Genomic DNA, 21501 nt, shown 5'->3' with positions numbered 1-21501 from the left:
CCCGGCATGAAGCCGTCCACCCTGCGCCACGGCATGAACCTGTGGCCCCCGTTCCTGTTCTCCGGCATCCACGTGGCGGCGATCGCGAACGACTGGCGCAGCGCCCGGGTCGAGCTGCGCATGCGCCCCTGGAACCGCAATTACGTTGGCACCCACTTCGGTGGGAGCCTGTTTGCCATGACCGATCCGTTCTGGATGATGCTGGTCAAGGAGCGCCTCGGCCGCGACCACTACGTCTGGGACCAGGCCGGCGAAATCGAGTTCCTCAAGCCCGGCCGCGGCACCGTGCACGCCAGCTTCGAGCTGGACGACGCCACCCTGGACACCATCCGTGAGGCCACCGCTGGCGGCGCGAAGTACCTGCACTGGTTCGGGACCGAAGTGATCGACGCTGAAGGCGACGTCGTCGCCCGGGTCCGCAAGCAGGTCTACGCCAGGCGCAAGCCGGGTCGCTGAGGCTCAGGCCTCAGTGCGCTGCTGCTGTCACGTGCAGCTCCGGCGGCAGCGGGATCGTCCAGTGCGTCTGCCTGCCGTCATCGGAGAACGGCATGTGCGAAAGCGACATGCGCAAATGGGTGCCGTCAGGGCCCACCTCGAAGCTGCGATCCCCCTCTTGTGGCAGATGCGGGCTGCGGGCCAGCAATGCAGGCACATCGCGGATGTCGCCGGCGCTGGCCTGTTCGCGCATCCACGCCAGGGTCTGCAGGAGCCGGATCTTTGCAGCCGCATCCAGCGCCCTGTCTTCGTAATGTACGTACGCCGGTGCCGCGATATCCGAGAGCACGCAGCCGACCAGGTTGGCCCAGCACTCCAGCCGTCCCAGACCCGCAGGCAGTTCCGGAATCGACACGGGCAGGTCCTGCGCGCGCAGGCGGCCGGCTTCATCGCTGCAAGGCCAGGCCAAATGCGCGGCAATGAGCGCGTCGGTCGTGCCGGGGTCATATACCAGTTGGCCGCCCGGGGACATCGTGCCAGCCATCCAGTTCCTCGCCTCCGCACCCCAGGCCCACTCGCCCCGCATGGCCCGGCAGGTACCCAGCTCCTCAGGCTGTAATGGCGCCAACGCTTCATCACATTCACCGGGGAGCACGTGCCCGACCGGCAGCTCGGCCAGCATCTCGGCAAGCAGTGCGCTCTGGCCCCCGATCACCGCGAAACCCATCGTGGAGAACAGCAGGGTGTCTGAATTGGTCGCCAGCCTGCGGTAGCCGGTAATGGCCCGGCAGCTGCCGGCCAGCGCACGGTCATGCTCGCCATCAACGAACCACAGCGCATGGCGTGTCGTCGGCAGGCCCAGCCACTGCAGCCGCGGCAGCCTCGCATCCAACACCGGCGAGATCAGGCTGTACATGTGGTCATAATCGGCGAGCGCTTCCACCCGGTCCACGAGATCGTTGGCCCCAGCCAAGCGGGCGGCATGTGCGTCACGATCGTCGCGCACATGCGCCAAGCAACCGCCGGCCCCCGGGCCGCCCCCCAAGCCGCATGACGCCGGCCCGTCGACCAGTGTCGGCCCCAGGTCGCGATAGCGCCCTGCAGCCACGCTTTCCAGCGCCGCCACCGCTGCCTCCCGCTCCGCATCCCCAAACGGTGGCAGCGCGTTGAAGCGGGCGGCGTCCTCCGCCGCCACCGCCTCAACTTCGGACGCGGGCACATCCCATTGCAACAGCCACGCGAGCGGCCAGGCATTACGTCCGGATGGCTCTGGCATCTGCTCGAACAGTTCCAGCGCCGCACGCTGTTCCGGGCTGCCCCCCCGCACCCGCGAGATACTCCACAGCACTGCCACCAGCACAATCAACGCCAACAGCACGATTCCGATCCGCAACCCCCATCTCCGCATTCCCTGCTCTCCCCGACGACCAACCTGGCCACTGATTCTCCATAACCGTAGGCCATTTCACACGACGCAGCGAACGGGGCACCGTATGCTTGCGGGCAGTTCCAGGGGGGAATGTGATGACGATGCAGCCATCGCCACAGAACAGCGCGTCCATGCCGGTCATCGTGGGCTACCGGCTGTTGCGCGTGCTGGCCGAGGGCATCACTTCGATCGTCTATCTGGCCGAGCAGGAGTCACTCGGCCGCCAGGTGGCGCTGAAGGTGATGCGTCCGGATGCGCTGGCCGATGAAGTGAGCCGACGCAGGTTCGAGAACGAGATCCGTACCGTCGGCCGGCTGGATCACCCGCATATCGTCGGCATCTTCCACATCGGCCGTACCACCGAGGGGCTGCCGTATTACTCCATGCCCTACCTGGCCAACGGCCACCTGGGACAGCGTGATTTCCGCAACGACGAAGCAGGCGCACGCGAAGTCCTGCGCGGCCTGCTCTCCGCACTCGCGTATGCCCACGGCCGCGGGGTGATCCACCGTGACGTCAAGGCGGAAAACGTCCTGTTTGACGACGCCGGCGGCCCGCTGCTGGCGGACTTCGGCATCGCCCTGCGCCGGGGCTACGGCAGCCGCGTCACCAGCGCCGGGCTGGCCGTGGGCAGCACCGCCTACATGGCCCCGGAGCAGGCACGGGGCGAAGAAGTCGATCCGCGCGCCGATCTGTACAGCGTGGGCGTGCTGGCCTGGGAAATGCTGGCTGGCGAACTGCCCTACCAGGCCCAGGACGCGCTGGCGATGGCGGTGATGCACGCCCGCGACCCGATCCCGCGCCTGCCGCCGCACCTGCGCCATTGGCAGCGCTTCATGGACCGGGCGCTGGCCAAGTACCCCCTCAAGCGCTTCCACGACGCCAACGACATGCTGCAGGCGATCGAACAGGTGCCTTTGCCCGGCCGCCCGGGACGCCTCGCGCCGGGCGCCTGGCTGCGGGCCGCCGTCTCCAGACCGCGGCACGTACCCGGCTATGCCTGGATCATTGGCGGCCTGGTCCTGGCCGCGCTGCTGGGCCTGGGCCTGCAGCGCTATGGCAGCGTTCCAGGCACTCCGGCAGAGCGCTTCTTCCGTGCTGGCGCGGAAACAGCGTCGGACACCCGGCCACGGCTGGGCGCCACGACCGCGGAAGACGGAACCCCGGTGGGCGACGCGGCCGCACCGCAATCGCGGGTCGGGCACCTGATCGCCGACGCCCAGCGCCAGATCCAGGCCCGTCGGTTGACCACTCCAACCGGTGATAACGCCTACGACACACTGCTCGAAGCCATCGCAGAGGACACCGAGCATCTTGAACTCGCCCCGACGGCAGCGGCGCTGGTCAGTGCGCTAGGAAAGGAAGGCGCGCGCAGGCTCCAGGCCGGCGACACCTCGGGGACCGTCGCCGCGCTGGAACGGGCCAGCCGGATCGGTGAGCTGGTGGCCCCCGCCGCGGAAGCAGAACTGGAATCGGCTCGGCGCACTCTGGCCACGGCGATCGAGGCGCGGGTGCGGGAAGCCGCGCGGCAGTTCGATCGCGAAGCGGCCCAGCGCAGCCTCGAGCCGGTAGCGGCGATCGGGCTGGACACCACCGCCCGAGAGCGCCTGGCCGGACTTGTCCGGGCCATCCCCGCGGTTGGCCAGGTGGTGCCGGGGGATCCGGGCCGGATGACCGTGCAGCGTGGCGGCGATGGGGCGTACGCACTGACCCGGCTGCACATCAGCCGCAATGAATACAGCCGGTTTGCTGAAGCCACCGGGCGCGAGCCTGCCCTGTGCCGCGAGCGCGCCTCACTGCTGAGGATGCTGTCACCCCGTGACTGGACGTCTCCCGGCTTCGAACAATCCGGCAGTGACGCCGTGGTCTGCGTGTCCTGGGATGATGCCGACGCCTACGCACGCTGGCTGGGTCAGCAGAACGGTGCCCGTTACCGCCTGCCCACTGCCGGTGAAGCCGGCGCGCTGCCAGTCACCGCTGGCGTACAGGCGGTGGCGGAGTGGCTGCTGGACTGCAATGGCGATTGCCGCGCCCGCGCCGTGGCCGGAGAAAGCTGGCGCCGAAGCGGCGCCGGCCCGCGCTCGACCGAGCGCGGCTACGACGACGTGGGCTTCCGCCTGGTGCGCGAACCTTGAGGCTCGGAAACCCGGCTTTCCGGGCCAGGAACCGGACACCAGAAAGCATGACGGGCGCAATTGCGCCCGTCATGCTGATTACTTCAGAGTCCGCCGTCAGGCGGTGTGGCGCGTCCGTCCGCCGCCACCGCGGTGCTGCTTGGGACCCGCGTGCGGGGTAGCACCACGCTGCTGCGGCTTGCCGTGTCCTCGGGCACCCGGCTTGCGCGGCGGGCGCTGTCCGTCGGGCCTCTGCCCACCACCGCGTCCACCACGGCCCTGAGCGGGCCTGGCATCCATGCGCAGCGGCTGGCTGGGCTCGAAGCCCGGCACGGTCTCCAACGCGATCTCGGCCTTGAGCACGCGCTGGATGTCGCGCAGCAGGCCACCCTCTTCGGGAGCGACCAGCGACAGCGCCTCACCCTGCGCGCCGTTGCGGCCGGTGCGGCCGATCCGGTGCACATAGTCTTCGGCCACCATCGGCAGATCGTGGTTGATCACCAGCGGCAGGTCGGGAATATCCAGGCCGCGGGCGGCCACGTCGGTAGCCACCAGGATCCGTGCGCGGCCGGCCTTGAACGCGTCCAGCGCCTTCTGCCGCTGGGCCTGGCTCTTGTTGCCGTGGATCGCCACCGCCGGCAGGCCGGCCTCGCCAAGCTGTTCGGCCAGGCGGTTGCAGCCGTGCTTGGTGCGGCCGAATACCAGCACCCGGTCGGTGTGGCGTGCTGCGAGGATGTCGATCAGCAGATCGCGCTTGCGGGCCGAATCAACCGGATGCACGCGGTGCACGATGGTGTCGGCAATCGTGTTCTGCGTAGCCACCTGCACTTCCACCGGCCGGTCCAGCAGTTCCATGGCCAAAGACCGGATGCGCGGCTCGAAGGTGGCCGAGAACAGCATGGTCTGGCGCTGCTTGGGCACGCGCGAGAGCACCCGCTTGATCGAGGGCAGAAAGCCCATGTCGAGCATGCGGTCAGCTTCGTCCAGCACCAGCACTTCGATGGCATCCAGCTTCACGTGGCCGGAATCAAGATGGTCCAGCAGCCGGCCCGGGCAGGCGACCAGCACATCCACGCCACGGCGCAGGTTGTCGATCTGCGGCTGCATGCCGACGCCACCAAAGATCATGGTGACGTTGAGGCGCAGGTGACGGCCGTAGGCCTTGATGCTGTCGGCCACTTGGACCGCCAGCTCACGCGTGGGCACCAGCACCAGGGCGCGCGGCTTGCGCGGGCCCTTGGGCGGGGTCTCCTTGGCCAGGCGCTGCAGCAGCGGCAGGCCGAAGGCAGCCGTCTTGCCGGTGCCGGTCTGGGCCGCACCGAGCACGTCACGCCCTTCCAGCGCGCCGGGGATCGACTGGGCCTGGATCGGGGTGGGGATGTTGTAGCCGGTTTCATTCAGCGCGCGCAGCAGTGCCGGCGACAGGCCGAGGGTTTCAAACGTCATTGTTGTATTACTCCGAGAAAGCGATCGCGCCGGAGGCGGCACGCAGCTGCGCACCGTTGACCGGTCTGATCTTTGGCTTGCCCGGAGCTATCCAATACCGCGCTGCAGGCAAATTTGTGACGGCTGCCGGAGGTTCCGGGCCGTGTCTGCGCGACGAAAAGGACGTGCGGGATAAGAAGCCGGGCCGGAGCCGAGGCGGGCATACCAGGATCGTCACTGCTTGAAAGCAGGGGGCAGCCGTTTTGCAGAACAGGGCAAGTCTACGTTAAAACGCGGCCTGGCGCGCATTTACCTCCATGTCGTTCACGCGGTGGAAGGCCGGGCCGGATGCCTGCGTGCTTGCTAAACTTCCGCGCTGTCGCGGCCCTGTCACTCCGGTCCGCCCCAAAGGAGCCAGCACATGCCGTTCGACCCGTCCCGCGCCTTCCTGCGTCCGACCGCCCTCGCACTTGCCACGATCCTGTTCGCCGGCCTGGCTGCTGACGCCAGCGCACAGCGCCGTGCCACAGCACCAGCCGCGCCGACCGCCTGCACCGACTTCTATGCCTTCAGCAACAAGGACTGGCTGGAAGCGAACGCACTGCCCGGCCCGGGCATCGCTTCGGCATCTGCGCTGCAGGAGCTGCGCGACCTGGCTGCGCGGCAGCAGCGGCAGCTGCTGGACCAGGCCATGAATGCGCCGCAGAACGAAATCCAGCAGCTGCTGGGCAACTTCTGGGCCAGCGGGCTGGATGAGGCCGCTGTGGAAGCCGACGGCTCCACGCCCATCGCCCCGCTGCTCGCCCGTATCGATGGCATCCGCCGTGCCCGTGACATTGCGCCCACCATCACCGCCCTGCACCAGGTGGGTATCCCGGTGGCGTTCGGATTCAACGCCGACGTGGACCTTGCCGATCTCGACCGCCACATCGGCTACTTCACCCAGGGCGGCCTGGGTCTGCCGGGCGCGGACTTCTACAGCCGGGATGACGATGAAACCGGCGCCCTGATGGAGCGCTATCGCCAGTACGTGCGCAGCATCCTGGCCCTGACCGGGGTGACTGAAGACGCCCTGGACGCGCAGGTCGAAGCAGTGGTGGACCTGGAAACACAGATCGCAGGCCATTGGCGCTCAGCGGAACAAATGCGGGACCCGCGCATCAACTACGCCCCGGTTCCTACGGCCGGACTGCGCAAGCAGTTCCGCCAGCTGCGGCTGGATCAGTTCCTTGGCGAACAGGGTGTGCAGAGCGAACAGGTGTCACTGGCCAACCCTGAGCTGTTCGGCCTGCTGGACCATCTGGTGGCCAATGCCCCGGCTTCCCAGTGGCAGTCGTACCTGCGCTTCCACGTGGGCAATGCGATGGCGCCGTACCTGTCACAGAGCTTCCGCGACGCGGAGTTCGAGTTCCACGGCAAGGTGCTGCGCGGCGAAACCGCGCCTGCCGCGCGTCCTGAGCAGGTGCTCGCCGCGATCAACCAGGCCGCCGGCCCCATGCTCGCCCGCGAGTACGTTGCCCGCCACCTGCCTGACGTCACCCGCACCCGCGCCGAGCGGATCGCCGGGCAGGTGCGCGATGCCCTTTCGGCAGCCCTGCAGGACAACTCCTGGATGGAACCCGCTACCCGTGCCGAGGCGGCCCGCAAACTGCAGGGCCTGCGCATCGAGATCGGTGCGCCGGTCCAGGATCTGGATTTCAGCGTGCAGCCGATGGGCCGCGACAGCTTTGGCGCCAACATGCTGATTGCCTCCACCTGGCGCCACGCCCAGGAGATGCGCCGGATCGGGCAGGCCAACGTGTCCCAGCGCTGGGATGTCCTCCCGCAGCAGCCGGCGCTGGGCTATGACCTGGCCCAGAACCGCCTGATCGTGTCGGCCGCCGTGCTTCAGCCGCCGGTACTGGACATGGCTGCCGACCCAGCCAGTCACTACGGCAGCTTTGGTGCCCTGGTGGGCCACGAGCTGGGCCGCAGCATCGATATCCTCGGCCGCAACGTGGATGCCGACGGCAATCTGCGCGACTGGTGGGCACTGGCCGATCAGACCGCCTGGACCGAACGCACCCACGGTCTGGCCACCCAGTACCACGGGTATGTGTTCCCCGGCGCGTCCGACACCATGGTGGACGGCACCCGCAGCCGCGACGCCAACGCAGCCGACCTGGCCGGGCTGGAGCTGGCCTGGGCCGCCTTCCAGACGGCGGAAGACGCCCCCTCGGAGGAAGCGTCACAGGGGTTCTTCCGCGGATGGGCCGGCCTCTGGCGCCAGCAGATGTCACCGGATGCGGCCACCGTCGCCGCGGCCAGCCAGCTGCAGACGCCGGGCCAGTGGCGCACCAACGGCCCGCTGGCCAACCTGCCCGCCTTCGGCGAGGCCTTCGACTGCAAGCCCGGCACGCCAATGCAGCGCGCCGAGGCGGAACAGGTCAGCATCTGGCGCTGAGCTACACCTAGAACCGGCGTACGTTGCCGCCACCGCCCGGTCGCCTGCTGAAAGGCGGCCGGCCGCGCCACTGCTGGATCAGCAGCCAGCCGAACAGCATGCCGCCCAGGTGGGCGAAATGGGCCACGCCAGAACGCGTGCCGCTGATGCCGGCGACCAGTTCAATCACGCCCAGCGCGATCACCAGGGTGCGCGCCTTCATCGGGATGGGCGGGATCATCAGCATCACCCGCTGGTTCGGAAACAGCATGCCGAAGGCCAGCAACACCCCGAACACACCGCCCGAAGCACCAAGGGTGGGATACGGCGGTCCGCCCTGCGCCAGTGACCACGAGACGACCACCAGCTGGCACAGCCCGGCACCCACCACGCAGACCAGGAAATAGGTCAGGAAGCGGCGCGGCCCCCAGGTGTGCTCCAGCGGCGCACCGAACATGAACAGCACCACCATGTTGAACAGCAGGTGGAACAGGCCGGCATGCAGGAAGCCGTAGCTCACCAGCTGCCAGGGCAGGAACGGCAGGCCGCCGGCCTCGCTGCCACCCAGCGGCCAGAGCATGAACGAGTAGAACAGCTGATTCCCGATCAGGGCCTGCAGCAGGAACACAACTACGTTGATGCCCAGCAGGGCCCTGGTGACTGGGGGAAGGTTGGAGAACATCCGCACTCCTGAGATGACTGGCCATCATAACCGCCTGGCCCGGGGCTGTCGGCGGTTACGACGGGATTACGCCGCCGGTATCTGGAATCATGCCTTGCGGCGGCGTCGCGGGCCGGCTGGCTTTGCCCCGCTGCCCGGTCCCCAGAGCAGCTGGTCCAGCCGCTCGCCGCGCGCGGGCGACGACCGGCGAACCCGCCCATCCATCACCTCGACACCCTCGTCGCGCAAGCGCTGCACCTGCTCAACCCAGCTGGCGCTGCCGGCCTCGAACGCGATCCGGCCGTCGCTGCGCAGCACCCGGTGCCAGGGCAGTGACGGGTCATCGTTGCCTGCCAGGATGCGAGCCACCAGGCGTGCCCGGCCCGGCAGCCCGGCATGCTGGGCCACCTCGCCATAACCCGCCGTCCGACCGTGGCCGATGGCACGCACTGCGGCCAGTATCCGTTTGCGGGCTGCCTCCGAATCCATCGGAGCAGCATAGCGGGCGCGCTCCTCCGGGGAGGGCAAGCCGCAACCCGGGCTTACGCCCAACCCAGCGCCTGCAGGGCGCGGAACATTCCGTAGGCCATGCCGCCCGACATCGGGATGGTGAGGATCCAGGCCCAGACCATCTTGTTGACCACCCCCCACTTGATCGCGTTCAGGCGTTTGGCAGTGCCCACGCCCATGATCGCCGAGGAGATGTTGTGGGTGGTCGAGACCGGGATACCCAGCGCCGAGGCGCCAAGGATCACCGAGGCGGCGCTGGTTTCAGCGGCGAACCCGTGGATGGGATGCAACTTGACCAGCTTGTGGCCGAGGGTCTTGATGATCCGCCAGCCGCCGGCAGCCGTACCGGCCGCCATCACCACCGCACAGGTGATCTTGATCCACAGGTCGATACCGCCCTCGCTGAGGGCTTCCTCGGACGGATGCAGGAAACCCAGCAGGGCCGGCAAGTTGTCCAGCGCGCCAGTGGCTTCCGCGCTGACCAGGGTCAGGGCCACGATGCCCATGGTCTTTTGCGCGTCGTTCAAGCCGTGGGCAAAGCCCATGCCGGCCGCGGACACGATCTGGCTCTTGCCAAAGAAAGCATTGACCCAGCGCGGACGCACCATGCGCGCGAACACGCCGCCCGCGCGCGCCAACATGGCGATGATGAAAAACAGCACCCCCATCATCAGGAAGCCCGAGGCGAAGCCGAGCACGGGCGAGCCCACCATGGGGATGACCACCTTCCACAGCACCCCGGCGCTGCGCCACACCGGCTCGGTCGGCTCGGACCAGATCACCACGTCGAAATTCATCTCGGCCGCGGCCAGCGCTGCACCGATCAGGCCACCGATCAGCGCGTGCGAGGACGAAGAAGGCAGCCCGAACCACCAGGTGATCAGGTTCCAGATGATGCCGCCCAGCAGCGCGCACAGGATCAGCTGCGATCCAACTTCCACCACGCCGGCGTCGATCAGGCCCGAGGCGATGGTCTGCGCCACCGCGGTACCGGCCAGGGCGCCCAGCAGATTCATGGATGCCGCCAGGCCCACCGCCTGCATCGGCGAGAGCACCTTGGTCGCCACCACGGTGGCGATCGAGTTGGCGGTATCGTGGAAACCGTTGATGTATTCGAACACCAGCGCGGTCAGGACCACGATCAGGACAAGGGTAAGCATCCCGACGGTCCCTTACGAGTTCTTGAGCACGATTTCGTAGGCGACCACGCCGGCTTCGCGGCAGCGGTCGATGGCCTTTTCCAGGATTTCGAAGAACTCCTTGAGCAGGAACATGTGCAGCGGATCGAGCTTGCCCGAATAGATGTCGCCGTAGAGCTCGAGCATCAGCCGGTCGGCCTCGTTTTCGATCGAACGCAGCTCGTCGTTGAGCGCCTTCATCGGCTCCAGCTTCATCTTCGGCAGCAGGCGCACCATCGCCACCACCACGCCGGCGGCCTGCTCGAGCATGGCCGCGCGCGGGGCGAAATCAATATGCTCCAGGTTCTGCACGGCCAGCGCATAGCGATCGGCAAACTTCTCGATCTGCTTGGGAATCCGGTACAACGCCGACCCCAGCGCCTCGATGTCCTCGCGCTCCATCGGGGTGATGAAGCTGTCCACCAGCTCCTGGCTGATGAGGCTGGAGGTTTCGCGCGTGCGCGTGCGCGCCAGGCGGAATGCATCCAGCGCAGGCTGGCGATCGGCTTCCCGCAGCATCAGGTGCAGGGCCTGGGCAGCATCCTGGGCGGACACGGCCGCGTCCTCGAGCAGCGAATAGAACCGGTTGCCCCGGCCGAAGATGGTTTGCAGGGAAAACATCTGGAGACCTTTTCAAATGCCAGCGGCGGATGCCCGGCGTCTACGGGGAGCGGATTATGACGGTTTGAAGACGCTTTCGCCTAGTTGTCACACTTTACGTACAGCGGGGTGTGGCCCCGGGTGGCCCGGCCGGGTCCGTGACGGCACCGGTAAACCGTCGCGGCACCCGGCCCCAAAGGGGCCGCCAACACACGCTGGCTGGTATCATCCTGCTCCGCGCTGTTGCGCTGAAGATCCCATGGACGACATTCTCCTACCGCCCCGCCGCACCGCCCTCCGCGCTGCCGGCCAGCCCGCCCCGCTCCACCCCGCCCCGGCACGGGAACTCTCCTGATGCTGGAATTCCTGATCGTGCTGGTGCTGATCGCCTGCAACGCGTTCTTCGCGCTGTCGGAAATGTCGGTGGTGACCTCGCGCAAGTCGCGGCTCAGGCAGCGCGCCGGCGACAGCCGCGCCGCCCGCAAGGCACTGGAGCTGGCCAACGAGCCCGAGCGCTTCCTGTCCACGGTACAGGTGGGAATCACCCTCATCGGCATCCTGACCGGCATGTTCGGTGGTCGGGCGATCGGCCAGTCGATCAGCGAGCAGTTGCTCCTGGCGGCGCCGGGGCTGGCGGCCACGGTCCCGTTCATGGAGGCCAACTGGGCCGACACCACCGGGCTGCTGCTGGCGGTGGGCCTGATCACCTACCTGACCATCATCTTCGGCGAACTGCTGCCCAAGCGCCTGGCCCTGCTGGCCCCCGAGCGCATCGCCTCGCTGATTGCCCTACCCATGAACGCCGTCTCGCGGGTGGCCAAGCCTGCCGTGTGGCTGCTCAGTTCCAGCGTGCATGCGGCGTTGCGGCTGCTGCGACTTTCCGACACCGAAGCAGCCAAGGTGAGCGAAGAGGAGATCCTGCTGCTGGTCAGTGAAAGCCATGAGCAGGGCGTGATCGACGACGACGAGCGCAACATGATGAACCGGGTGCTGCAGCTGGGTGACCGCAGCGCCGAGAGCCTCATGACGCCGCGCACCCGGATCGTCTGGCTGGATGACACCGAAACCTTCGAGGAGAACATGGCCTGCATGCGGGCCACGCCGTTCTCGCGCTATCCGGTCTACCGCGATTCCGACGCCGAGGTGATCGGGGTGCTGGAAGTGAAGTCGCTGCTGGACCGGCTCGATTCGGGCGGTTTCGACCTGTTCACCAACCTGCGCAAGGCCCTGTTCGTGTCCGAATCCACGCCGGCGCTGAAGCTGCTGGAAATATTCCGCGAGGAAAAGCAGTCGCTGGCCCTGGTGGTAGACGAATACGGCGACATTTCCGGCCTGATCACGGTCAATGACTTGCTGGAAGCAGTGATCGGCCGCACCCGCAGCGGCGAGGGTGAGGGCGCGACCCCCCTGGTGATCACCCGTGACGACGGGTCCCTGCTGGTGGACGGCGGCGTGACCAATGACACCATGCGCGAACTGCTTGGCGCGCGCCTGCCCGACGAGCTGGACCACGATTATCACACCGCCGCCGGCATGGTGATTGCGCACTTCGGCCGCATCCCCAATACCGGCGAATGGTTCGAGTGGGCCGGCTGGCGGATCGAAGTGGTGGACCTGGACGGCCCCCGCGTGGACAAGCTGCTGCTGCAGAAGCTGCCCGAACCTGCCCCCGGCGATGACGACTGACGCCACCGGCTCCGGACCTGCCGGCGCCCACGGGGACGGGGACGGCGGGGGCGGCGCCGGCGGGGGCAGGAAGCACCGCCGGGAGGCAGGCGTGCGGGCCCTGCTGGCCGCCTACACCGTAGGTGATCCCGACGAGCCGCTGCGCCTTGATGACCTGCTGGCCGGGCTGGGCAAGCGGGTCTTCGGCATGTTGCTGGTGATCGCCGCGATCCCCGCCTTCATTCCGGTCCCGGGCCTGGCCGGGGCGATCAGCGGGCCGCTCACCGTGGTCGTGGGCGTGCAGCTGCTGTTGGGCTTCCGACGGCCCTGGCTGCCCGGTTTCCTGTCTCGTCGGGGCCCTTACCGGCACACCCTGATCGGCTTTGAACGACGCATTTCGCCGCTGTTGGCGCGAATCGAACGCAGGATCAGGCCGCGCATGGGGGGAGTCCTCGACCACCGCCTCGCGGCCTCGTTCACCGGCCTGCTGGTGGTGCTGCTGGGCATCCTGCTGGCACTGCCAATCCCGTTCACCAATTACCTGTTCGGCGCCCTGCTGATGGCCTACGCGCTGGCGCTGCTGGAGCGCGACGGTGCGCTGATGCTGCTGTGCTGGGCAGCCGGGCTGATTGCGATCGCGGTGTTCGGCGTGGCCAGCGGCGCCCTGGCTGCCGCAGCGGCCCATTGGCTGGCGCCCCTGCTCCAGGGCGCGGGCTAGATCAGCATGCGCAGTTCTTCGCCGCTGACCGGGTGGCCCAGCCAGTAACCCTGGGCCAGGTCGCAGCCGCGCTCACGCAGCAGCTCGAACTGCCCTTCCCGCTCCACCCCTTCGGCCACCACGGTCATACCCAGTGAACGGGCCATGGCGATGATCGCGGTGGTCAGGGCCAGATCGTCCGGATCGCGCAGCACGTCGGCAATGAAACTGCGGTCGATCTTCACCCCATCGATGGGTATCCGCCGCAGATGACTCAGCCCCGAGAACCCGGTGCCGAAATCATCCAGCCATACCTTGACCCCCGCCTCGCGCAGGCGCGCCAGCGGCCGGTCGGTGCGCAGCTCATCGCCCAGCACCGCGGTCTCGGTCAGCTCCAGGTGCAGTCGCGCGGGCGGCAGGGAAGTCTGGCGCAGCACGTCTTCCACCTGCTGGGCCAGATCGCCGCTGCGCAGCTGGCGCGGGGACACGTTGACCGAGACGAACATGCCTTCCGGCCCGGCGCGCTCCTGCCAGCCCACGGCCTCCTTGCACGCGGTCGCCAGCACCGCCACGCCCAGGCCCTCGATCAAACCGCTCTGTTCGGCCACGTCGATGAACACCGATGGCGCCACCATGCCCTGGGTCGGGTGGCGCCAGCGCAGCAGCGCTTCGGCACCCACCAGGCGGTGGTCCGCCATGTTGAACAGCGGCTGGTACACCACGCTCAGCTCGCCGCGCTCCCAGGCGCCGCGCAGGTCCTGTTCCATGCGCACCCGGCGCTCGACCGCCTGGTCCATGGCCCGGCTGTAGAAGCGATGGCAGTTCTTGCCCGCCACTTTGGCCTGGTACATGGCGATATCGCCGTTTTTCATCAGCAACGCCGCACTGGCCGCATCGTCGGGGAACAGCGTCACGCCGATCGACAGGCCGAGAAACACCGGCCGCTCTGCCACCATCAGCGGCCGACCCACCTCTTCGACCAGGATCCCGGCCAGCTGTCCGGCCGCCTGGCGCGCATCGGCACTGGCCGGGACCGGCTGCAACACCACGAATTCGTCACCGCCAAACCTGGCCACCACCGCCGACGCAGCATGGCGCTCGACCACGTCGCGGATGCGCTCTGCGAACTGCACCAGCACTTCATCCCCGGCATCGTGGCCCAGGGTGTCGTTGATCCGCTTGAAGTTGTCGATATCGGCAAACAGCAGGGCCATGTTGCCGCCAGCGCCGTTAGCAGCAATGCGCTGGTCCAGGATTTCCCGGAACGCCAGCCGGTTGTGCAGCCCGGTCAGGGCGTCGGTATAGGCCATGCGACGGATGTCGCGGTCGTGACGGGCGATGCTCTCGCTCATGCGGCGGAAGCCGCGTTCCAACTCGCCCACCTCGTCGTTGCGGCGGCTGTCGGGCACGTTGACATCGAAGTTCCCCGATTCGATCTCGCGCGCCACTTCGGCCAGGCGGCGCACCGGGCGCACCAGGGTGCGCTGGGCCAGCAGCACCATGATTGCGGCCACCACCACCAGCAACGAGAACAGCGCCGCGATCGCGATTCCGTGGCGGCTCGCAATCTCCTCAAGGCCCGCACGCAAACCGCCGGTCGCCTGGCGCGCGTCCTGGCGCACGGAGTCCAGCGAATAGCCCACCCGTACCCCGCCCAGGCCCTGGTCGCCGATGGTAATCGGCGCCGATACCTCGAATCCGCGGCCTGCGCCGGCCCCCTGGCTTTCCTCGGCACCGATCGCGCCGGAAGCCAGCGCTTCATCCACACTTTGGCCGAAGGTGGCGATCTCACGCGATCCGTCATGCAGCACTTCGCCGGTCGGGGAATACACCACCACGTATTCAACGTCGGCCTGCCGCTGCACGCTGGCGATGGTCTTGCCGATCGCTTCCATGTCGAAGTAGTAGAGCGGATTCACCAGATCCCCGGCCAGCCGGTCCACGCTGGCCTGGACGTTGGCCTGCAGCCTGCTGTGCACCAGCGCATTCATGGCGTCGCGGGCACCGTCCAGCATGTCCTCGCGCATTGCCTCCTGCCGCTGCAGCACCAGGGCCATCACCGTCAGCGTGATCACCAGAGCCGCCAGCAGCGCGGTGAAAACCCTGGCTTGGAGGCCGTAGCGCACCTTCATTCGATTTCGTCGCTGACCCGCAGCACCGCGGCGCGCAGATACTGCAGCTGCTGCGTGGCTTGCCCGTCAATCGGCAGGAAGCGGGTGGTGCCAAAGAAATGCCGCAGCGCCTCTGCGGCCTCCGGATCCCCGGCGGCCTCCACCAGCACATCGCGCAGCCGTTCGCGCACCTTCGGGTCCATGCCGGCCCGGGTGACTTCAAGCGCCCGCGGAAAGTCCGGCGTCTCGTGGATCAATATCAGGTCCTGGCGGTAGGCAGGTGGCGTGGCCCGGGGGTTGTTCCAGTCCAGGTCGCTCATTGCGCCCGCATCCACCAGCCCCTTGTGCACCCAGGTGGCGATGTTGGACTCCGAACCGGCGAACAGGTAACCCACGGAGTCCGGCGACGGCTGGTCGACGGGCGAAAGCAGGATCTCCATCGACAGGCCGCGCGAGAGCAGCTCGGTGGCGGGTACGAAGTAGGCACTGGTGGAGGAGCGGTTCTGGAAGGCGACGCTGCGGCCGCGCAGCGCTTCGAGGGTCTGGATCCCGCTGTCGCGGCGCACAAAAAATAGTGTGCGGTAGCGGCTTACACCGCTGCGCTCGGTCAGCAGCAATGGTTCTGCGCCGGCCAGGCTTTCCAAGAGCATCGCAGCGGCAGCGGTCTCGGTGACCCAGTCCACCCGGCCACGGCGCAGGTAGCTGAGCATCTGCTGCGTATCACGCGCCATCAGGATCCGGCCCTCGCGGATTCCGACGTCGGCCATCCGCGGAACCACGTAGTCCAGCAGCGGCTTGAGCTGGGCATAGTGGCTGGCCGGATCATCACTGATCCGCCCCAGCACCAGCTCGTCACCGCCCTCGGCGGCGGCGGGCAACGCGGCCAGCAGCACGGCGAAAGCACCGGACAGGAGAAAAAGAAGGCTGCGGGCCACGGCGCTCAGATGGTTGTCCCCCGGATGACCGGAATCGAGACTAGCCCAATCCCGACGCGCCTGACAGTAACCTTCGTCCCGATCTAGTCGCGGGCCAGGCGGGCCATGCGCTGGCAATCAGCCAGCACTCCACGCAGCAGGCGCACCTCGCCAGCGTTCAGGTCCGTGCGCACGAAAATGCGGCGCAGCTTGCGCATGGCCGCATCCGGGTTGCGGCCCTTGTGGAAGTCGATCTCGTCCAGGGTGTCGTGCAGCTGGCCGAAGAATCCCTCGACTTCGGCATGGCTGGCCAGCTGGTCCCCGCTGGCCGTCCCGAGCACCGGACCTGCCTGGCTCCGCTCCAGCAGGGCCAAGCGCAGCTCGTAGCTGATCACCTGCACCGCCGCAGCGAGATTCAGCGAGCTGTAGCCGGGATTGGAGGGGATATGGATGGCCCGGTGGCACAGCTGCAGCTCGGAGTTTTCCAGCCCGGTGCGCTCGCGCCCGAACACCAGCGCCACTTCCGCAGACTGCGCAGCCTCTACGGTCTGCGCCGCCGCTTCGCGCGGAGCAAGCTGCTGCAGGGCGATCCGCCGATCACGGGCGGTACAGCCCAGCACCAGGTGGCAGTCCGCCACCGCTTCGGCCAGGTCCGCGTGGATGGTGGCCTGCTGCAACACGGAATCGGCGCCGGCAGCCATGGCTTCGGCCTCCGCGTGCGGGAAATGGCGCGGCGCCACCAGCGCCAGCCGGGCCAGGCCCATGGTGAGCATGGCCCGCGCCGCGGCGCCGATATTGCCGGGGTGCTGAGTGCCCACAAGCACGATGCGGATCCTGCTGGACGCACCGGACTGTGCTGCGGAGGGTTCAAGTTCGATCGGATCGTGTGCCATGCGCGGATGTTAAACTGTCCGGCCAGCCAACAGCGCTGCCCGTTCTTTCCCCCTGCTGTTCCCCCAAGCGCCCGGAGCCCGTCGCGATGCTAAAACCTGCCGTCAACATCATGATCAAGGCGGCCCGCGCAGGCGGCAACGTGCTGCTGCGCCACATGCACCGTCTCGATGCGCTGAACGTGGTTGAGAAGGACCGGTACGACTATGCCAGCGAGGTTGACGGCCTGGCCGAGGCCGAGGTCATCAAGGAGCTGCGCCGCGCCAACCCCGAATATGCCGTGCTGGGCGAGGAGAGCGGCCTGCTGAAGGGCAACCGCGGCTCCAGCCGCTCCACGTGGGTGATCGATCCGCTTGATGGCACGAGCAACTACCTGCGCGGCATTCCCCACTGGTGTGTGTCGATCGCGCTGGTCGAGGACGGCGAGCCGCAGCACGGGGTGATCTTCGATCCGCTGCGCAACGAGCTGTTCACCGCAAGCCGTGGCGGCGGCGCGCAGCTCAACGAGCGCCGGATCCGGGTTGCCGATCGCCGCGAGCTCTCCGGCGCGCTGGTGGGTACCGGCTTTGCCCCACGCGAGCGTGCCCGCGCCGGTGCGCAGCTTGAATGCGTGCGCCAGGTGCTTCGCGACGCGGAAGATGTGCGCCGCAGCGGTTCCGCGGCGCTGGACCTGGCCTACGTGGCCTGCGGCCGCCTGGACGCGTATTTCGAAGCGGGACTCAAGCCCTGGGATATCGCCGCGGGCGCGCTGCTGGTGCGCGAAGCGGGTGGCCGGGTGGCGGATTTCAAGAACGCTGCCACCGGTCCGATGGATGACCGCGGTACGGCCAGCCGCCAGCTGCTGGCGGGCAACGTACGCGTTACCGAGCCGCTGCAGAAGATCATCGTTTCCTCCGGCTATGCGGCGGCATTCACCGGCCTGGCGACCGTGGTTTCGGACTGACTCTTACGGGGCTGTGCTTCGTTCGGGGCTGTGCTTCGTTTGACCGCGGGGTGACCTGAGGGGCCCCGTCGCGGCCGGGAGGCCTTCGCTGCTCATGTCCCCCGGCATCCGCCTGCGGCGGATGCTTCCTCCTTTACTTCGCTGCGAAGGCCTCCCGGCCACGACGGGGCTTGGCCTCGGGGTGGACCCGGCACAAAAAAGGCCGCGCAGTGCGCGGCCTTTTTTGTTGGAACGGCTGAGCCGGATCAGGGGCGCCTTGCCAGCGCCTCCTCATCCTTGGCCTTGGGCAGCAGGTCCTGCTTGGTGACCGTCAGGAAGCCAACGGTCAGCAGCGGACAGGCCAGCAGGATCGATGACAGGGTACCGATCACGGCGCCCATCATCTGGGTCAGCGCCAGGCCTTCCAGTGAGCCACCGCCGTAGAAGTACAGCGCGGTCACGGACAGCAGGAACACTACCGAGGTGATGATCGTGCGGGAGAGGGTCTGGTTGATCGAGGCGTTGAACACCGTCAGCGGGTCGGCGCGCATGCTGCGGAAGTTCTCGCGCACGCGGTCGAACACCACGATGGTGTCGTTGATCGAGAAGCCCATTACCGCCAGCAGCCCCGCCAGCACGGTCAGGTCGAACTCGCGCCCGGTCATGGCCCAGAAGCCCGCGACCACGATCACGTCAAAGAACGTGGTCACGCTGGCCACTACCGCGAACTTCCACTCGAAGCGGAAACCGATGTAGATCAGGAAGCCCACCAGAACGAAGATCACCGCGTTCAGCGCTTTGCTGGACAGCTCCTCGGACACCTGCGATCCAATCGACTCGCTGCTGATCACCGTGGCCGGATTGTCCGGCGTGCTCACCGCGGCAATCACGTCCTGCACCAGCTGCACGTTCTCGTCCACGGTCAGCTGCTCTTCTTCAGCACGCAGGCGCACCAGCAGGTCCGCACCGCTGCCGAAGGTCTGCACCTGGGCGTTATCGTGTCCCGCTTGCGCCAGTTGCTCACGCACGCCGTCGACATCGGGGGCCTCGTCGAAGCGCAGGGTGACCGATGTACCGCCGGTGAAGTCCAGCGCGTAGTTGAAGCCCTGGGTGGCAATCGCACCGATTGCGGCGATGAACACAACCAGCCCGGCGATCATCGTGACCCAGCGCATGCGCATGAAGTCGATGTTCGGGTTCGCGGGAAGCAGGGAAATCGGGAAAATCTTCATATCGTCGGTTCTCCCGTCAGATGGCCAGCGTCTTGAGCTTCTTGCGACGCGCATAGATCAGCGTTGCGATCCCGCGCGTCACCACCAGGGCGGTGAACATCGAAGCACTGATACCGACCACCAGGGTGATGGCAAATCCGCGCAGCGGGCCGGTGCCGAAGGCGTACAGGGCCACACCGGCCAGGATGCCGGTGAGGTTGGCGTCCAGGATCGAGCTCGATGCCTTGTCGTAGCCGGTGGCGATTGCCGATTTGGGCGGCATGCCGTTACGCAACTCCTCGCGTATGCGCTCGTTGATGAGCACGTTGGCGTCCACGGACAGGCCGATCGACAGCGCGAGTCCGGCGAATCCTGGCAGGGTCATGGTGGCGGTGAAGATCGACATCACTGCGATTACCAGAACCAGGTTCATCAGCAGCGCGACGCTGGTGATGAGTCCGAACATCCGGTAATACAGCATGAAGAAGAACAGGGTGAACAGGAACGCATAGCCCACCGCGGTGATGCCCCGGGAAACGTTCTCGGCGCCCAGGCTGGGGCCGACGATGCGCTCCTCGATGAAGTCCATCGGCGCGGCCAGCGAGCCCGAACGCAGCATGCGGGCCAGGTCATCGGCCTCCTGCTTTTCCAGGCCGGTGGTCTGGAACTCACGGCTGAAGACGCCGGAGATGTTGGCGACGCTGATGATCTCTTCGCTGTCGCGGAAGGTACGCACTTCCTCGCCGTTGACCATCCTCACCTGCGGCACGCGCTCGATGTAGACCACCGCCATCGGCTTGCCGACGCTCATGCTGGTGAAGTCGAACATGCGCTTTCCGGCCGACGCGTTCAGGGTCACGCTGACCGCCGGCAGGCCGTTCTGGTCATAGCTGGACTGCGCGTTCACCATTTCCTCGCCGGTGGCGATCACCCGGCGGCTGAGGATGTAGGGAATCGGGTTGCCGTCGATACCCACATCCCGGCTGTAGTAGATCCGCCCGTCCGGCGGCACCACGCCGGTGCGCGCGGCCTCGAAGGCATCGCCGTCCAGCACCGCGTGGTAGGCCAGCGTAGCCGTGGCGCCGATCATGCGCTTGGCTTCGGCGGTGTCCTGCACGCCCGGCAGCTGCACCACAACGCGGTCGTCGCCCTGGCGCTGGATGACCGGTTCGGACACGCCCACTTCGTCCACGCGGTTGCGCAGGGTGGTGATGTTCTGGTCGATCGCGTCGATGGCGATCTGGTTCAGTTCCGAATCCGGCACCCGGGTAGTGATGCGGTTGCCGCTCACGCTGCGGTTGAGCGTGGGCTGATCGACAGCCATCAGCCGCATGGCGCGGCTGACATCGGCTTCATCGGCGAGCACGGTCTGGATGCTGCCGTCGGCGCGCCGCTCCACCGAGGTGTAGCGCACGCGGGCATCACGCAGACTGGCGCGGATGCCCTCGGCGTAGGAATCAAGCCGGCGCTCCAGCGCCGCCTGCTGATCCACCTGCATCACGAAGTGCACGCCACCCTGCAGGTCCAGGCCCAGCACCATCGGGTTGGCACCGAACCGGGTGAGCCAGTCAGGCACCGTGGACGCAAGGTTCAGGGTAACGGTGTAGCCCTCGCCCAGCGATTCGCGCAGCAGGTCCGATGCCAGGGTCTGCGAATCCAGATCGGGCAGGCGCACCATCAGGTTGCCGCCCTCGGTATCGACATCGATCGCCTTGAGCGCGATCCCGGCCTCGTCCAGCTGGGCCCGGATGCGGTCACCCAATGCCTGGCTGATCTGGCTACCGCGCGTAGCCGTCACCTGCACCGACGGATCCTGCGGATACATGTTCGGCGCCGCATACAGCAGGCCCAACAGCGCCACCAGCACGATCAAGGCGTATTTCCAACGGGGAAATTCCAGCATTGCGGGTCCCTGCGCGCCGGCCTTTCAGCCGGCGCCTGTCATGATTTTGAAGTGGGGTCCGCTCAAGCGGACTTGAGGGTGCCCTTGGGCAGCACGTTGCCGACCGAACCCTTCTGCACGCGGATTTCCACGCGCTCGGAGATCTCCACGGTCACGAAGCTGTCGCCGATCGCGCGCACCACACCTGCGATCCCGCCACCGGTGATGACCTCGTCACCCACCGAGAGCTTCTCGAGCATGGCCCGGTGCTCCTTGTTGCGCTTCATCTGCGGACGGATCAGCAGGAAGTACATGATCGCGATCAGCAGCAGCGGGAACATCAGCGCCTGCAGCATGCTGCCTCCGGCGGGTGCTGCGGCGGCGTGGGCGGGGGCGATGAAGAAGTCGAGCAGGGTCATCGGGAAGTCCATGAA

18 protein-coding genes are annotated in these 21501 nt (G+C 67.4%); 6 read left to right on the top strand and 12 right to left on the bottom strand.

The genetic code is table 11. The features are described from left to right. Window positions 1-6: 6 nt before the first annotated feature. The gene (locus tag ACW7G2_RS08365) at window positions 7-456 is read left to right on the top strand and encodes a DUF4442 domain-containing protein (protein ID WP_456974658.1); all 450 of its coding nucleotides are present in this window, start codon (window positions 7-9) and stop codon (window positions 454-456) included. 10 nt (window positions 457-466) lie between these two features. Here ACW7G2_RS08365 and ACW7G2_RS08360 read toward each other — a convergent pair whose 3' ends face one another. Then, the gene (locus tag ACW7G2_RS08360) at window positions 467-1828 is read right to left on the bottom strand and encodes a hypothetical protein (protein WP_456974656.1); all 1362 of its coding nucleotides are present in this window, start codon (window positions 1826-1828) and stop codon (window positions 467-469) included. Between the two features lie 131 nt (window positions 1829-1959). On the opposite strand from ACW7G2_RS08360, the gene ACW7G2_RS08355 reads away from it, so the two are divergent. Next, window positions 1960-3999 (top strand): bifunctional serine/threonine-protein kinase/formylglycine-generating enzyme family protein, encoded by a 2040-nt coding sequence (locus tag ACW7G2_RS08355; protein ID WP_456974654.1) that lies wholly within the window; start codon window positions 1960-1962, stop codon window positions 3997-3999. Window positions 4000-4095: 96 nt separating this feature from the next. Here ACW7G2_RS08355 and ACW7G2_RS08350 read toward each other — a convergent pair whose 3' ends face one another. Next, the gene (locus tag ACW7G2_RS08350; RefSeq protein WP_456974652.1) at window positions 4096-5424 is read right to left on the bottom strand and encodes a DEAD/DEAH box helicase; all 1329 of its coding nucleotides are present in this window, start codon (window positions 5422-5424) and stop codon (window positions 4096-4098) included. Window positions 5425-5824: 400 nt separating this feature from the next. On the opposite strand from ACW7G2_RS08350, the gene ACW7G2_RS08345 reads away from it, so the two are divergent. Continuing rightward, window positions 5825-7846 carry a M13 family metallopeptidase gene (locus ACW7G2_RS08345; RefSeq protein WP_456974650.1) on the top strand — a complete coding sequence of 674 codons (2022 nt, stop codon included), beginning with the start codon at window positions 5825-5827 and terminating at the stop codon, window positions 7844-7846. A gap of 7 nt (window positions 7847-7853) precedes the next feature. Here ACW7G2_RS08345 and ACW7G2_RS08340 read toward each other — a convergent pair whose 3' ends face one another. The 4 genes from ACW7G2_RS08340 to ACW7G2_RS08325 all read right to left on the bottom strand — a co-directional run bounded on the left by ACW7G2_RS08340 (window position 7854) and on the right by ACW7G2_RS08325 (window position 10795). Next, window positions 7854-8507, bottom strand: a complete 654-nt coding sequence (locus ACW7G2_RS08340; RefSeq protein ID WP_456974648.1) for a rhomboid family intramembrane serine protease — start codon at window positions 8505-8507, stop codon at window positions 7854-7856. A gap of 87 nt (window positions 8508-8594) precedes the next feature. Then, window positions 8595-8975 (bottom strand): MGMT family protein, encoded by a 381-nt coding sequence (locus ACW7G2_RS08335; RefSeq protein ID WP_456974646.1) that lies wholly within the window; start codon window positions 8973-8975, stop codon window positions 8595-8597. Between the two features lie 53 nt (window positions 8976-9028). Continuing rightward, on the bottom strand, window positions 9029-10156 hold the full coding sequence (locus tag ACW7G2_RS08330) for an anion permease (RefSeq protein WP_456974644.1): 1128 nt from the start codon (window positions 10154-10156) through the stop codon (window positions 9029-9031). Window positions 10157-10168: 12 nt separating this feature from the next. Beyond that, a complete protein-coding gene (locus ACW7G2_RS08325; RefSeq protein WP_456974642.1) occupies window positions 10169-10795 on the bottom strand; it encodes a DUF47 domain-containing protein in 627 nt (208 codons plus the stop codon). 333 nt (window positions 10796-11128) lie between these two features. Between ACW7G2_RS08325 and ACW7G2_RS08320 the strand changes: the two genes are divergently transcribed. Then, a complete protein-coding gene (locus ACW7G2_RS08320; protein ID WP_456974640.1) occupies window positions 11129-12460 on the top strand; it encodes a hemolysin family protein in 1332 nt (443 codons plus the stop codon). Between the two features lie 91 nt (window positions 12461-12551). After that, the gene (locus ACW7G2_RS08315; RefSeq protein ID WP_456974638.1) at window positions 12552-13157 is read left to right on the top strand and encodes an exopolysaccharide biosynthesis protein; all 606 of its coding nucleotides are present in this window, start codon (window positions 12552-12554) and stop codon (window positions 13155-13157) included. Here the strand turns inward: ACW7G2_RS08315 and ACW7G2_RS08310 are convergent. The 3 genes from ACW7G2_RS08310 to ACW7G2_RS08300 form a co-directional block, all read right to left on the bottom strand. Continuing rightward, entirely contained in the window at window positions 13154-15268 is a 2115-nt protein-coding gene (locus tag ACW7G2_RS08310) for a putative bifunctional diguanylate cyclase/phosphodiesterase (protein WP_456974636.1), read from the bottom strand. The two genes, ACW7G2_RS08315 and ACW7G2_RS08310, sit on opposite strands and share 4 nt — an antisense overlap. Further along, window positions 15265-16191, bottom strand: a complete 927-nt coding sequence (locus tag ACW7G2_RS08305; RefSeq protein WP_456974891.1) for a phosphate/phosphite/phosphonate ABC transporter substrate-binding protein — start codon at window positions 16189-16191, stop codon at window positions 15265-15267. Before ACW7G2_RS08305 ends, ACW7G2_RS08310 begins: the two co-directional genes overlap by 4 nt. A gap of 74 nt (window positions 16192-16265) precedes the next feature. After that, on the bottom strand, window positions 16266-17054 hold the full coding sequence (locus tag ACW7G2_RS08300) for an RNA methyltransferase (protein ID WP_456974634.1): 789 nt from the start codon (window positions 17052-17054) through the stop codon (window positions 16266-16268). A gap of 86 nt (window positions 17055-17140) precedes the next feature. On the opposite strand from ACW7G2_RS08300, the gene ACW7G2_RS08295 reads away from it, so the two are divergent. Continuing rightward, window positions 17141-17995 (top strand): inositol monophosphatase family protein, encoded by an 855-nt coding sequence (locus ACW7G2_RS08295; protein ID WP_456974632.1) that lies wholly within the window; start codon window positions 17141-17143, stop codon window positions 17993-17995. Between the two features lie 245 nt (window positions 17996-18240). On the opposite strand, the gene secF is transcribed toward ACW7G2_RS08295, so the two are convergent. The 3 genes from secF to yajC all read right to left on the bottom strand — a co-directional run bounded on the left by secF (window position 18241) and on the right by yajC (window position 21486). Then, complete coding sequence (gene secF / locus ACW7G2_RS08290; RefSeq protein WP_456974630.1) at window positions 18241-19206, bottom strand: protein translocase subunit SecF; 966 nt, start codon at window positions 19204-19206, stop codon at window positions 18241-18243. Between the two features lie 16 nt (window positions 19207-19222). Beyond that, the gene (secD, locus tag ACW7G2_RS08285; RefSeq protein WP_456974628.1) at window positions 19223-21088 is read right to left on the bottom strand and encodes a protein translocase subunit SecD; all 1866 of its coding nucleotides are present in this window, start codon (window positions 21086-21088) and stop codon (window positions 19223-19225) included. Window positions 21089-21150: 62 nt separating this feature from the next. Then, on the bottom strand, window positions 21151-21486 hold the full coding sequence (yajC, locus tag ACW7G2_RS08280) for a preprotein translocase subunit YajC (RefSeq protein WP_456974626.1): 336 nt from the start codon (window positions 21484-21486) through the stop codon (window positions 21151-21153). Between the last annotated feature and the right edge of the window lie 15 nt (window positions 21487-21501).

Source organism: Luteimonas sp. A277, assembly GCF_054052045.1.
Note: the sequence above shows the minus strand (reverse complement) of the source record. Positions and strands in the feature narration are given on the sequence as shown.

Bases quoted from the DNA above. Each gene is read 5' to 3' on its own strand.
- ACW7G2_RS08355 (WP_456974654.1), top strand. From the start codon at position 1,960: ATGACGATGCAGCCATCGCCACAGAACAGCGCGTCCATGCCGGTCATC.
- ACW7G2_RS08300 (WP_456974634.1), bottom strand. From the start codon at position 17,054: ATGGCACACGATCCGATCGAACTTGAACCCTCCGCAGCACAGTCCGGT.
- ACW7G2_RS08325 (WP_456974642.1), bottom strand. From the start codon at position 10,795: ATGTTTTCCCTGCAAACCATCTTCGGCCGGGGCAACCGGTTCTATTCG.
- yajC (WP_456974626.1), bottom strand. From the start codon at position 21,486: ATGACCCTGCTCGACTTCTTCATCGCCCCCGCCCACGCCGCCGCAGCA.
- ACW7G2_RS08330 (WP_456974644.1), bottom strand. From the start codon at position 10,156: ATGCTTACCCTTGTCCTGATCGTGGTCCTGACCGCGCTGGTGTTCGAA.
- ACW7G2_RS08350 (WP_456974652.1), bottom strand. From the start codon at position 5,424: ATGACGTTTGAAACCCTCGGCCTGTCGCCGGCACTGCTGCGCGCGCTG.
- ACW7G2_RS08340 (WP_456974648.1), bottom strand. From the start codon at position 8,507: ATGTTCTCCAACCTTCCCCCAGTCACCAGGGCCCTGCTGGGCATCAAC.
- ACW7G2_RS08345 (WP_456974650.1), top strand. From the start codon at position 5,825: ATGCCGTTCGACCCGTCCCGCGCCTTCCTGCGTCCGACCGCCCTCGCA.
- ACW7G2_RS08365 (WP_456974658.1), top strand. From the start codon at position 7: ATGAAGCCGTCCACCCTGCGCCACGGCATGAACCTGTGGCCCCCGTTC.
- secF (WP_456974630.1), bottom strand. From the start codon at position 19,206: ATGAAGATTTTCCCGATTTCCCTGCTTCCCGCGAACCCGAACATCGAC.
- ACW7G2_RS08295 (WP_456974632.1), top strand. From the start codon at position 17,141: ATGCTAAAACCTGCCGTCAACATCATGATCAAGGCGGCCCGCGCAGGC.
- ACW7G2_RS08310 (WP_456974636.1), bottom strand. From the start codon at position 15,268: ATGAAGGTGCGCTACGGCCTCCAAGCCAGGGTTTTCACCGCGCTGCTG.
- ACW7G2_RS08335 (WP_456974646.1), bottom strand. From the start codon at position 8,975: ATGGATTCGGAGGCAGCCCGCAAACGGATACTGGCCGCAGTGCGTGCC.
- secD (WP_456974628.1), bottom strand. From the start codon at position 21,088: ATGCTGGAATTTCCCCGTTGGAAATACGCCTTGATCGTGCTGGTGGCG.
- ACW7G2_RS08320 (WP_456974640.1), top strand. From the start codon at position 11,129: ATGCTGGAATTCCTGATCGTGCTGGTGCTGATCGCCTGCAACGCGTTC.